The organism is Burkholderia sp. 9775_39, from assembly GCF_015712225.1.
GTDB classification, from domain to species: Bacteria; Pseudomonadota; Gammaproteobacteria; order Burkholderiales; family Burkholderiaceae; genus Burkholderia; species Burkholderia cenocepacia.
In genome coordinates this window covers 1-11,862 of record NZ_JACCQC010000025.1, presented here as the reverse complement: position 1 = coordinate 11,862, position 11,862 = coordinate 1, and the positions used below count along the sequence as shown (strand labels likewise).

At 65.8% G+C, this 11,862-nt stretch carries 9 protein-coding genes and 1 pseudogene; 4 read left to right on the top strand and 6 right to left on the bottom strand.

Going from position 1 to position 11,862, the window contains the following annotated elements; genetic code table 11:
• Positions 1-96 precede the first annotated feature (96 nt).
• On the bottom strand, positions 97-1,065 hold the full coding sequence (locus H0X90_RS27425) for a glycosyltransferase (RefSeq protein ID WP_006496647.1): 969 nt from the start codon (positions 1,063-1,065) through the stop codon (positions 97-99).
• Positions 1,066-1,554: 489 nt separating this feature from the next.
• On the opposite strand from H0X90_RS27425, the gene H0X90_RS27420 reads away from it, so the two are divergent.
• The 3 genes from H0X90_RS27420 to H0X90_RS27410 are packed head-to-tail and all read left to right on the top strand — an operon-like array spanning position 1,555 to position 5,444.
• Entirely contained in the window at positions 1,555-2,526 is a 972-nt protein-coding gene (locus H0X90_RS27420; RefSeq protein ID WP_006496646.1) for an SDR family oxidoreductase, read from the top strand.
• A gap of 5 nt (positions 2,527-2,531) precedes the next feature.
• A complete protein-coding gene (locus H0X90_RS27415) occupies positions 2,532-3,548 on the top strand; it encodes a glycosyltransferase family 4 protein (protein WP_043205448.1) in 1,017 nt (338 codons plus the stop codon).
• Between the two features lie 12 nt (positions 3,549-3,560).
• On the top strand, positions 3,561-5,444 hold the full coding sequence (locus H0X90_RS27410; protein WP_077190966.1) for a nucleoside-diphosphate sugar epimerase/dehydratase: 1,884 nt from the start codon (positions 3,561-3,563) through the stop codon (positions 5,442-5,444).
• 78 nt (positions 5,445-5,522) lie between these two features.
• Here the strand turns inward: H0X90_RS27410 and H0X90_RS27405 are convergent, their stop codons facing one another.
• Genes H0X90_RS27405 through H0X90_RS27385 form a run of 5 tightly spaced genes read right to left on the bottom strand, consistent with a single transcriptional unit; the run spans position 5,523 to position 10,960 of the window.
• Positions 5,523-6,629 carry a glycosyltransferase gene (locus tag H0X90_RS27405; RefSeq protein ID WP_077190965.1) on the bottom strand — a complete coding sequence of 369 codons (1,107 nt, stop codon included), beginning with the start codon at positions 6,627-6,629 and terminating at the stop codon, positions 5,523-5,525.
• A 27-nt stretch (positions 6,630-6,656) separates the two neighbouring features.
• Positions 6,657-7,679, bottom strand: coding sequence for a UDP-glucose 4-epimerase GalE (gene galE / locus H0X90_RS27400; protein ID WP_034200914.1), 1,023 nt, complete (start codon positions 7,677-7,679; stop codon positions 6,657-6,659).
• 15 nt (positions 7,680-7,694) lie between these two features.
• Entirely contained in the window at positions 7,695-8,831 is a 1,137-nt protein-coding gene (locus tag H0X90_RS27395; RefSeq protein WP_059721586.1) for a glycosyltransferase family 4 protein, read from the bottom strand.
• A gap of 51 nt (positions 8,832-8,882) precedes the next feature.
• Entirely contained in the window at positions 8,883-9,707 is an 825-nt protein-coding gene (locus H0X90_RS27390) for a glycosyltransferase (RefSeq protein WP_077190964.1), read from the bottom strand.
• The gene (locus H0X90_RS27385; protein ID WP_006485120.1) at positions 9,704-10,960 is read right to left on the bottom strand and encodes a lipopolysaccharide biosynthesis protein; all 1,257 of its coding nucleotides are present in this window, start codon (positions 10,958-10,960) and stop codon (positions 9,704-9,706) included. The genes H0X90_RS27390 and H0X90_RS27385 overlap by 4 nt, the downstream gene beginning before the upstream one ends.
• Positions 10,961-11,204: 244 nt before the next feature.
• Between H0X90_RS27385 and H0X90_RS27380 the strand changes: the two are divergent.
• A pseudogene (locus H0X90_RS27380) lies at positions 11,205-11,862 on the top strand (phosphomannomutase/phosphoglucomutase); the annotation flags it as partial.

Genomic DNA, 11,862 nt, shown 5'->3' with positions numbered 1-11,862 from the left:
AGGGGCGGCGGGAGACTGCCTCGCGCGCGCAGCGTGCGGATCAGGACGACGAGCGTACAGTGCGTTCGGCGTAGCTGGCTGCGTGGATCACGACAATCATGCCGTCGAAAGCGACGTGTAGAGGGTCTTCAACGGGGCGAGCACGGCCTGCCACGACAGGTCCCGTTCGGGACGTGCGGCGACGGGTTCGAGCGTCATGGCGAGCCGGATCGACTGGGCGATGCTGGAGACGTCGTTCGGATCGAGATACGTCACGTGGTTTCCGAAATACTCTTGCGTTGAGCCGACTTGCGTGATCGCGATGCGCGCGCCCGCCGCATGTGCTTCGAGGGCTGCCAGTCCGGGCGTTTCTAGCGTGCTGGGCAGACAGAACACCTCGCACGCCGCGTAGGCGGCACGCAGGACCGGCGACTCGTGCGGCAGTGCGCCCAGATAGATGACCTGGTCGCCGCCCTCTTCGAGACAGGCACGTGCGTAGGCCTGATCGCGCTGATGCCCGATCAACACGAGCTTCAGTTCGGGGAACGATTTCATGGCACGAACGAGCGCGAGCTGGTTCTTGCGCGGCTCGATATTGCCGACGTTCAGAATGAAGCGTCCGCGCAGGTCGAACGCGTCCCTGAATGCCGATGCGGGCTGGCGGTCGTAGAAAATCGGTTCGACGCCGTTGAGCACACTGACGAACTTTTCGCGCGGCAGTTCGAACACGCGTGCGAGCGTATCGGATTCGATGTCCGAATTGGTCACGACGCGGTCGGCGAGGGAGAACTGGTGATGGATTTCGCCCATCGGGTACAGGTGCTTCGTGTCCTCGGTGACCCACAGGCTCGACGACACGACGAGCGGCAGTTGCAGTTGCTTGACGAAGTTGCAGAAATGTACCGAGCCGCCGACGCACGAAAAGAAATGGACCACGTCGTGTTCGAGAAAACGCGGGTTCCAGGGGTCGAGAAGCGTCACATCCACGCCATGAGCAGGCAGATGCTTGCGATAGGCCAATAACTGGATTTCTCCGCCGCCGGGGGTATGGAACGCCATCGGATACGTGGCAAACAGCACTTTCATAGACGGCTCGATCTCTGGAATTCTGATTTAGACCCAATTATCCGCATGTGTGACGAGATACTACATCCGCGAATTCCGGGGCCCGAAAAAGTTCACATTGTAGGTGCGCACGGGACGGCTGAGAATGGGGCGCGTTGCCGGGGGCGCATACAAAGCGTCGGCAAAGGCCGTAAACGGAGGCGGAAAGCGGGGATTACGAACGACACAGCGTGCAGGAAAACACTCATGGCGTCGAGCGATGCAACGTCCTGTTACCTTTGGCAGCACGGCTCGCATGGCGTTCACGCACGCCCGAGCGACGGAAGCGGCCGGCCCGGAATGCCGCCGCGGCGGCCGGTGCAGCATACAATACGCGCTGATTGTTCTAACGGGAGCGCCGATTCGACCGCAGGCTGGGCCGGCACGCCGCTCGGTGTGCGTTCGTTTTGTTCAGATGAAAGCCGCTGAATCTTACATTTTCCGGTGGCAACGCCGTGTCGAGGGAAGTCGATGAGTCGTCGCGTCCTGATTACCGGGGCGAGCGGATTCGTCGGCAAGGTGCTTGCACGTGCGTTGCGCGCCGAAGGTATCGTAACGGTCGGGCTCGTGCGCACCGCGGGCACCGCCCCAGACGTGGATGTCGAACGCGTGCTCGATGCAAGCGACTTTGACGGCATCGACGAACGGTGGATGCAGGACATGCGCTGCGACAGCGTCGTGCATCTTGCCGCACGCGTGCACGTGATGCACGATACCGCGGTCGATCCGCAGGCGAGCTACCGCGCGACCAACGTCGAAGGCACGTTGCGGGTCGCGCGCGCGGCCCGTCAGGCGGGCGCCACGCGCTTCGTGTACGTCAGCAGCGTCAAGGCGATCGCGGAAAGCAGCACGGGCCGCCCGCCGCTCGACGAACAGTGCCCCGCCGCGCCGAGCGATCCTTACGGCCTGTCCAAGCTCGAGGCGGAGCAGTCGTTGCTTGCCTATGGCGCCGAGTCGGGCCTCGAGATCGTGATCGTGCGGCCCCCGCTCGTTTATGGCCCGGCCGTTCGCGCGAACTTCCTGCGGATGATGGACGCGGTGGCGCGCGGGATACCGCTGCCGTTCGGCGCGATCACCGCGCGGCGCAGTCTCGTCTATGTCGGCAACCTTGCCGATGCGTTGTTGCAGTGCGCAACCGACCCACGCGCGGCCGGCGAGTGCTTTCACGTCGCCGACGACGACGCTCCGTCGGTCACCGGCCTGCTTCGCATGGTCGGTGACGTGCTCGGCAAGCCCGCGCGCCTGTTACCCGTTCCGCCAATCGTGCTGCAGGCGATCGGTGCCGCGACCGGACGCCGAGCGGCCATCGATCGCCTGACCGGCAGCCTGCAGCTCGATACGGCCAGAATCACGCGCGTGCTCGGCTGGCATCCGCCTTATACGACTCGGCAGGGCCTCGAAGCGACGGCAGCGTGGTATCGTTCGCGCGACGCACAACAATAATCGCCATGTATCTCCCGATATCCACGTGGCCCGCTGCGCTCGCAGTGGCGCTAGCCGCTGCTGCCGCATCGACGGCCATCCTGCGTGTGCTGCTCGCCACCGGCCTCGCGTGGCGTCTCGCTACCGACGTTCCGAACGATCGCTCGCTTCATGCGCTGCCGACGCCGCGGGTCGGCGGGTGGGGCATTGTGCCGGTATGCGTCGTCGCGCTACTCTCGCTGGCGCCACGGCTATGGCTGATCGCGGCAGCAGCGGCAGGGCTCGCCGCGATGTCTCAGATCGACGACCGGCGCGGGTTGCCGGCCCGTGTGCGGTTTTCCGCGCACCTCGCGGCAGTGACCGCGCTGATCGTCGTGTTTCCGGCTGACGCACCCTGGTGGCTGCTAGCCTGCGTGGGCTTCTCTATGGTCTGGCTGACGAACCTGTACAACTTCATGGACGGCGCGGACGGGCTTGCCGGCGGCATGGCGTTGTTCGGCTTCGGGGGGTATGCGGTCGCGGCGCTCGGCGGCGCACAGGTGTCGCCCGATCTCGTCGTCTCGGGCGCAGCGGTCGCCGGCGCGGCGCTGGGCTTTCTTCTGTTGAATTTCCACCCGGCCAGGCTATTCCTTGGCGACGCTGGCTCGATCCCGCTCGGATTCCTGGCGGGCGCATTGGGTTACTGGGGTTGGCGCACCGGCGTGTGGCCAATCTGGTTTCCAGCGATGGTATTTGCGCCCTTTATTGCTGATGCATCTGTAACACTTCTGAGACGTTTGTTACGTCGCGAAAAGTTCTGGCAGGCGCACCGCGAGCACTATTATCAAAGAATGGTCCGATCGGGCGTCAGCCACAGTCGGACCGCTCTTTATTGGTACCTCATCATGCTCGCGGGCATAATTGTCGCCGTGTGGGCCAAGGGTCGCCCCGAATTGCAGCAATGGCTGTCGTTCCTCGCGTGGTATGGCGTCCTGGCATGGTTCGGGTGGTTGATCGACATGCGCTGGCGCCGGTTTCAGGCGGCCGCCGAAAACAACTATTGAGGTTTCCTGCCGATGTTGCGATCCAGAGCGTCGTGGCTGTCGCTGAGTGCTTTCCTGTTCGACCTGACGGCGGTTGTCGCCGCATGGTTATTCGCCTATCTCGTCCGTTTCAACGGCAGCGTTCCGCATGACTTCTTGAGCGGTGCGTTGATGGCGCTGACTTGGGTGCTACCCGTCTATGCACTGATGTTCCACGGGTTCGGCCTGTATCGCGGGCTATGGGTATTCGCGAGCCTGCCCGACCTGATGCGTATTTCGAAGGCGGTGGCCGGCGGCGGCATAATCGTGATGATCGGTGCCGTGATGTTCCAGCCGCGGCCAATCATCCCCCGCTCGGTGCTGCTCGTGTCGCCGCTGATGCTGTTCCTGGCGATGGGCGGCGCGCGCGCACTGTATCGCGCGACGAAGGAGTACTACCTGTACGGCGGGCTTGTCGGCAAAGGCAAGCCAGTGCTGGTGCTCGGCGCCGGCACGGCCGGCGCGAGCCTCGCGCGGGAACTGTCGCGCTCCGGCGAGTGGCGCCTCGTCGGGCTGCTCGACGACGACGTCACGAAGCAGGGCCGCGAAATCTACGGCTACAAGGTGCTCGGCTCGTTCAACGACCTCAAACACTGGACCGATGCGATGAAGGTCGAATACGCGATCATCGCGATTCCGTCGGCGTCGGTCGAAACCCAGCGTCGCGTCGCGACCCTGTGCGTGCGGGCCGGCGTGAAGGCGATGGTGCTGCCGTCGCTGACCGCGCTGATGCCGGGACAGGGCTTCCTGTCGCAGGTACGGAACATCGATCTCGAGGATTTGCTCGGCCGCGAAGCCGTGACGATCGATACGCCGCACGTCGAAGCACTGCTGCGCGGCCGCGTCGTGATGGTGACGGGCGCGGGTGGCTCGATCGGCTCCGAACTGTGCCGGCAGATCTTGCGCTTCGCGCCTGCACAGCTCGTTGCGTTCGACCTCTCGGAATACGCGATGTACCGGCTTACCGAGGAATTGCGCGAGCGCTTTCCGGATTTGCCCGTGCTACCGATCATCGGCGACGCGAAAGATTCGCTGCTGCTCGATCAGGTGATGTCGCGCCATGCGCCGCACATCGTGTTCCATGCGGCCGCCTACAAGCACGTGCCGTTGATGGAAGAGCACAACGCATGGCAGGCGCTGCGCAACAATGTCCTCGGCACCTATCGCGTGGCGCGGGCGGCGATCCGCCACGACGTGCGTCACTTCGTGTTGATCTCGACCGACAAGGCGGTCAATCCGACCAACGTGATGGGCGCGAGCAAGCGTCTCGCCGAAATGGCCTGCCAGGCGTTGCAGCAGACGAGCGGGCGCACGCAGTTCGAGACGGTGCGCTTCGGCAACGTGCTCGGCAGCGCGGGCAGCGTGATTCCGAAGTTTCAGCAGCAGATCGCGAAGGGCGGCCCGGTCACGGTCACGCATCCGGAGATCACGCGTTTCTTCATGACGATCCCGGAAGCGTCGCAGCTCGTGCTGCAGGCGTCGAGCATGGGGCACGGCGGCGAGATCTTCATTCTCGACATGGGCGAACCGGTGAAGATCGTCGATCTCGCATGCGACCTGATCCGCCTGTACGGTTTCTCGGAAGAGCAGATCCGGATCGAGTTCACCGGGCTGCGGCCGGGCGAGAAGCTTTACGAGGAACTGCTCGCGGACGACGAGGCGACGACGCGCACGCCGCACCCGAAACTGCGGATCGCCCGGGCGCGCGAAGTGCCGGACAATTTCCTCGACGAACTGCTGCCGTGGCTGATGCAGCATCGTGTGCTGCCGGATGACGAAGTGCGGCGCGACCTGCGGCGCTGGGTGCCGGAATACCAGACGGCGGTTGCTCCCGTGTTGCAGAGTGTGCCGTCGGTGCGCGTCGCATCGAACGGGTGACGTGGCTCCAGGCCGGAACCCGAGTGGTAAAAAAAGCGCCCGGCTGGGCGCTTTTTTGTTCGGAAGCGAGCGTATCGCTCAACGGCTCTGTCGATGCTTCCTCACCACCATCCACCTCGGCGCCTTGAACCGCACGATGCTGAGATAAAGCCACACATAAGTCACCGCGAACAGCACGACGAACGCGAACAGGTGCACCGTATGCCGCCAGAACAGCGTCGCCGGTATCACCGCGACGAGGCACAGCAGCCACAGATAAGGTGAAGTCAGCGAATTGCGCCGCGTCAGGTCGTGCGCATGCTTCGTGCCGACGGCCCAGCGCATCAGCCGCTTGTACACGAGCATGTGCAGATGCACGCCGTCCGGAATCCCTGGTGACATCCCGCGAATGAACTTCTTCCGGTAGATCGAGAAGCAGGTCTCGAAGATCGGATACATGAACAGCAGCACCGGGTACCACGCGGACACTTCGCGGTTGCGCATCACGAGCATGATCGCGAGTTCCGCGAGCATGAAGCCGATGAAATACGCGCCGCCGTCGCCGAGGAAGATCAACCCGGCCGGGAAATTCCACAGGAAGAAGCCGAGCACGGCGCCCATCATGATGATCGACGCGGACATCACGACCGGGTCGTTGACGTGGAATGCGACATACGCGAGCGACGCGAACATCATGAAGCTGACCATCGACGCGAGCCCGTTGAAGCCGTCGATGATGTTGATCGCATTCGCGAGCGCGGCGACCGCGAGCACGGTGACGAACGCCGAGATGGCGACGTAGCCGAGCAGGAAGTCGAGCGGCGGCACGCTGATGCGCGTGACCGCGATGTGCATCAGCCAGAATGCGAGCGCGGCCGCGCCCATCGTGCAGAGCAGCCGCGCGCGCGGCGACACGCGCTTGGTCAGATCCTCGACGAGACCGGACAGGAAAGCCGGCATCCCGCACGCAACGATCCCGAGAATGCTGCCGGAGATCGTCGGATAGCGCCGGAACAGCACCAGCGCGGCAACGACGACCCCGGCGAGGATCCCGATGCCGCCCACCCGCGGCACCGGCCGCACATGGAATTTCTGCACGCTGGCCAGGTCGCTGTCGATCGAGAATTTCTCGTGAAGGTGCGCGTAGCGCACGATGAACAGCGTGACGAGCAGGGAGACGATGAAGCCGGACGCGAAGCTGAGCATGGGACCGCTCGGAAAATGGACAGCGGATTATACAAAACCGCGCGGGTTCCCCTCCTGCCATCGCCAGTGGTCGGCACACATTTCCTCGATGCCGAGCGTCGCGCGCCAGCCGATGATGTCGGCCGCAGCCTGCGGGTTCGCATAGCACTCGGCGATGTCGCCCGGGCGGCGCGCGACGAGTTCGTACGGCACCGGGCGACCCGACGCCTTCTCGAACGCGCGCACCACTTCGAGCACGCTGTAGCCTTGCCCGGTGCCGAGGTTCACGACGAAGCTCGCGTCGCGCTTCGCGAGCGCGTCGAGTGCGGCGATGTGCCCCTTCGCGAGATCGACGACGTGGATGTAGTCGCGCACGCCGGTGCCGTCCGGCGTCGGGTAGTCCGAGCCGAACACGCGCAGCTTTTCCAGCTTGCCGACCGCGACTTGCGCGACATACGGCATCAGGTTGTTCGGGATGCCGGCCGGATCCTCGCCGATCAGCCCGCTCGCGTGCGCGCCGACCGGGTTGAAGTAGCGCAGCGTCGCGATCCGCCACGACGGGTCCGAGACTTCGAGATCGCGCAGAATCTGTTCGGCGATCAGCTTCGACTGGCCGTACGGGTTCGTCGCGGACAGCGGGAACGATTCGTCGATCGGCGAGCGCTCGGGCACGCCGTACACGGTCGCGGACGAGCTGAACACGAACTGCCTGACGTTGCGCTCGCGCATGACCTTGAGCACGGCGAGCAGCCCGCCGATGTTGTTCTGGTAGTACTCGAGCGGCTTCGCGACCGATTCGCCGACAGCCTTGAGCGCCGCGAAATGAATCGTGCCGGTGATCGGATGCGCGTCGAACACTTTCGCGAGCGCGGCTTCGTCGCACACGTCGACCTGGTGGAACGCAGGCGTCTTGCCCGTGATCCGCTCGATCCGGCGCACCGATTCGGCCTTGCTGTTGACGAGGTTGTCGACGATCACGACGTCGTAGCCGTTGTCGAGCAGCTCGACGGTCGTGTGCGAGCCGATATAGCCCGCGCCGCCGGTAACGAGGATGGTGCCTTTAGCGGTCATTGCTGATGCGCTCCTTCAGAGTGTGAATCCTGTCAACGAATGGATGGTCTCCCTGTAGCGTTCGACGACCTGCTGTTCGTCGAATTCCGCCGCGACCTTGTGCCGGCCGCGTGCGCCCATCGTCGCCCGGCCTTGCGGCCCGAGCGCGATCATGCGATTCAATTGTTCGGCGAGGCTCGCGCTGTCGCGCACACGGCACAGGTAACCTGTTTCGCCGTCGGCGACGACGTCGCGGCAGCCCGGCACGTCGGTCGCGACGATCGGGCGGCCCATCGCCGATGCTTCCATCAGCGTGCGCGGCACGCCTTCGCGGTACGACGGCAGCACGACGCAGTCGGCCGCCGCGATGTGCGGTCGCACGTCGTGCGCTTCGCCGAGATATTCGACGATGCCTTCGTCGACCCACGCGTCGACATCCGCGCGGCCGATCGCGCTCGGATTGTCGACGCCGAGCGGCCCGAGCAACTGGAAGCGCGCGTTCGGGAAGCGCTCGCGCACGAGACGCGCGGCCTCCACGTATTCGCGCACGCCCTTGTCCCACAGCAGCCGGCCGATCAGGATGAACACGGGCGCGTCGCCGGCGGGCAGCGGCACGGGCGCGAACTGTTCGAGATCGACGCCTTCGCCGTGCAGCAGCCGTGCGCGATCGGGGTGCGCGAGCAAGCGCTCGTCGGTGAAGGTCGCGAGATCGTCGCGGTTCAGGAACCACACTTCACGCGGGAAGCGGAACGCGAACCGGTACAGGCGCTTCGCGACGCTCGCCGCGCGGCTCTTCTGGATAAACACGTAGCCGAGGCCCGTCGTCACCGCGATCGACGGCACGCGCGCGAGCCACGCGGCCACCGAGCCGTAGATGTTCGGCTTGATCGTGTAATGGAACACGAGGTCGGGCCGCAGCGCGCGATAGTGGCGCACCAGCGCGGCGAGCGTGCCGAGATCCTCGCGCGGGCTCGTGCCTTTCGACGCGACCGCGAGCGCCACGTAGCGGCAGCCCATCTGCTCGAGCAACGGCACGGTGCGATCGTGCGGCGCGATCACGACGACCTCGGCGCCGCGCGCGACGAGCGCACGGATCAGCCCGTGGCGATACGTATGGATCGCCCAGGCCGTGTTGCAGACGAGTGCGATGCGCAGCGGGGAGGTGGCGGACATGAAAAAAAGAAAAAATAAAGCGTCGAAATTGCCGAACGGGCCGGATGCACGTCAGGCGGACGGCCGCGCGGCGAACAGCGTCTGCTTGATGCGCTGCAGCGTACGGTACGGCGTCACGAAATGCAGCAGGTTCTTGGCGAGGCCGGCCCAGTCGTACGGGTTCAGCACGTTGAAGTGGCGCAGCAGCAGCGTGAGCGTCGACACCAGCTGGCGCCGGCGTTTGGTCGCGCTGATCCCGCCCTCGTTAAGCTCGTAATACAGGCCGAGTTCCGGCAGGTTCGCGCAATCGTAGCGTTGCATTAACCGTAAAAAAAGATCGAGATCCTCGGCCGCGCGGTACTTTGCCCGATAGTTGCCCACTTCGCGCACGGCGTCGATGCGCAACATCACAGACGGATGCACGAGCGGCGAGCGCAGGAAGCGCGTGCGGCGCAGCGTGCGCGGATCGGCGGCCGGCGTCAGCATGAAGCGCGGCTCGCCGGCGCGCGACACGACCTGCGTCCACATGCCGACGCAGGCTACGCGCGGATGGGTGCCGAGATAGGCGCGCTCCTTCGCGAGGCGCTGCGGCGCGGCGAGATCGCCCGCATCGATACGGGCCGCGTAGCGGAAGCCGCGTGCCGCGAGCGCGTCGATGCCGGCCGCCAGCGCGCGTTCGATGCCGCCGTTCCGGGGCATGCGCAGCACGTCGATCGACAGGCCCGGCAGATCGGGCGCGACGATCGGCGGCGTGCTGCCGTCGTCGACGATCAGCACGTGCACGGGCGCGTCCTCGCGAAACGACGCGAGGGTCCGGACGACGTCGTCGTGCCCGTTGTAGGCCGGCATCAGCACGGCCACGTCGTCGAGCGGGGTCGGGCAAGCAGGGGACGTCATGTTCGCAGCTTGAAACGGATGTAATAAAAGTTGACGGCGGCCGCGGCCAGGTAGCCGGCCGCCAGCCCGACGAGCGCGCCGTACAGGCCGAGCCGCGGGATCGCGAACAGGTTGACGAGCGCGGCGATGGCCAGCGCGAGCAGCCATTTCGACAGCAACACGAATTTTGCTTGATATTTGAGAACGATAAGATTGCCTATCGCCTCGATGCCGGCCGGCACGGACAGCCAGACGGCCCAGCGGAAGATGTCGACCGACGCCTCGTAGCCGCGGCCGAACACCTTGCCGACGATCAGCGGGGCGGCGGCGTCGAGCACGAGCGCGCCGGCCGTCATCAGGCCGGCCGTCATCGCGATCAGCCGGACGATGTTGCGGCGCAGCCGCGCGACGTCCTGCACGCGGTAGACGAAGGCGGGCGCGATCGTCTGCGCGAGCATCAGCGCGAGCGTGATCCAGTTCTCGTTGAGCTGCTGCGCGGCCGAATAGCGGCCGAGATCGGCGAACGACACGTGGCGCTCGAGCATCAGGCGGTCGAGCTTCAGGAACAGGTACATGCAGATGAGGCCGAGCCAGAACACGGTGCCGGCCGTTGCAAAGTGCCGGAACAGCGGCTTGTCGAACGTCCAGCCGAGCGCACCGCCGTTACGATGGCGGTAGTACAGCAGCAGCGCGAAGCCGATCGCGGCGGCTTCCAGCGCCCACAGCCACGCGAAGCGGGCGGGGCCGGCGGCCGCGCGGACCAGCAGCCAGACGAGCAGCGCCTTGGCGAGCGCGGTGACCATGCTGGTGACGAGCTGCGGCTTGCTGTAGGTCATGCTCTGCAGCCACGCGTTGATCACGCCGACGAACGGCTCGCGGAACACCATCGTGACCGCGAGGCCCGCGAGCATCGCGCCGACCAGCGGGTCGAAGGCGCCCGCGGCGATCGCGATCCAGGTCGCGGCGAGCGCGGCGGCCGACACGGCGATGCGCAGCACGAACGCGCTGCCGAGCACCGCGCCGAGCTGCGCGGGCGGGCGCTGGACGATGGTCGGGACGAGGATTTCCGCGCCGCACACCCAGGTGAGCGGCGCCAGTACCAGGAGAAGCGTATTCGCATACTGCCATTTGCCGAACAGATCTGGCCCGAAATAACGGGCCAGCAGGCCGCTGATCGCGATCGCGACGCCGATCTGGGTGAGCCGTTCGAGCCCCAGCCAGACGAGGTTCGCGACGGCCTTCGCGACGTCCGGGTTGCCGAAGCGCTTCAGCATGCGCGGCAGCGGCGGCGCGCGCGAGGGGCGGCCGGAGGCGGCAGGTGGGCGGCGGCGGGGCGGCTAGGCATTAAAATGGGCGACATGCGCGTCATCGAAACCCGCGATTATAAGTGGGATCGCGGCCGCTCCAGCCGTTGCGCCCCGTGTTCCGCCGGCAGGCATGTATCATGCGCGGCACCCGCGAGCGGCGGCCGCGCAAGCCAGACAATTTTTCATGCACGCAACCGAGAGAAGAGAATCGATGATCTCCCAATCCATCTTCAAGGCATATGACATTCGTGGCGTGGTCGGCAAGACCCTCGACGTCGACACGGCGCGCGGGATCGGCCGGGCATTCGGCAGCGAAGTGCGTGCGCAGGGCGGCGATGCGGTCGTCGTCGCGCGCGACGGCCGCCTGTCCGGACCGGAGCTGGTCGGCGCGCTGGCCGACGGCCTGCGTGCGGCCGGGGTCGACGTCGTCGACGTCGGCATGGTGCCGACGCCGGTCGGTTATTTCGCGGCGAACGTGCCGCTCGCGCTGAAGGGCGGCGAGCGCCGCGTCGATTCGTGCATCGTCGTCACGGGCAGCCACAACCCGCCCGACTACAACGGCTTCAAGATGGTGCTGCGCGGCGCCGCAATCTACGGCGAGCAGATCCAGGCGCTGTACCGCCGCATCGTCGACGAGCGGTTCGAGACGGGCAGCGGCACGTATGAAGCAATCGACGTCGCGGATCAGTACATCGCGCGCATCGTCGGCGACGTGAAGCTCGCGCGGCCGCTGAAGCTCGTCGTCGACGCCGGCAACGGCGTCGCGGGCCCGCTCGCGACGCGCCTGTTCAAGGCGCTTGGCTGCGAACTCGTCGAGCGCTTCACCGACATCGACGGCACGTTCCCGAACCACCACCCCGATCCCGCCC

Excerpts from the sequence above, each read along its gene's own strand:
- H0X90_RS27425 (WP_006496647.1), bottom strand. The coding sequence starts at position 1,065 with ATGAAAGTGCTGTTTGCCACGTATCCGATGGCGTTCCATACCCCCGGC.
- H0X90_RS27420 (WP_006496646.1), top strand. The coding sequence starts at position 1,555 with ATGAGTCGTCGCGTCCTGATTACCGGGGCGAGCGGATTCGTCGGCAAG.
- H0X90_RS27415 (WP_043205448.1), top strand. The coding sequence starts at position 2,532 with ATGTATCTCCCGATATCCACGTGGCCCGCTGCGCTCGCAGTGGCGCTA.
- H0X90_RS27410 (WP_077190966.1), top strand. The coding sequence starts at position 3,561 with ATGTTGCGATCCAGAGCGTCGTGGCTGTCGCTGAGTGCTTTCCTGTTC.
- H0X90_RS27405 (WP_077190965.1), bottom strand. The coding sequence starts at position 6,629 with ATGCTCAGCTTCGCGTCCGGCTTCATCGTCTCCCTGCTCGTCACGCTG.
- galE (WP_034200914.1), bottom strand. The coding sequence starts at position 7,679 with ATGACCGCTAAAGGCACCATCCTCGTTACCGGCGGCGCGGGCTATATC.
- H0X90_RS27395 (WP_059721586.1), bottom strand. The coding sequence starts at position 8,831 with ATGTCCGCCACCTCCCCGCTGCGCATCGCACTCGTCTGCAACACGGCC.
- H0X90_RS27390 (WP_077190964.1), bottom strand. The coding sequence starts at position 9,707 with ATGACGTCCCCTGCTTGCCCGACCCCGCTCGACGACGTGGCCGTGCTG.
- H0X90_RS27385 (WP_006485120.1), bottom strand. The coding sequence starts at position 10,960 with ATGCTGAAGCGCTTCGGCAACCCGGACGTCGCGAAGGCCGTCGCGAAC.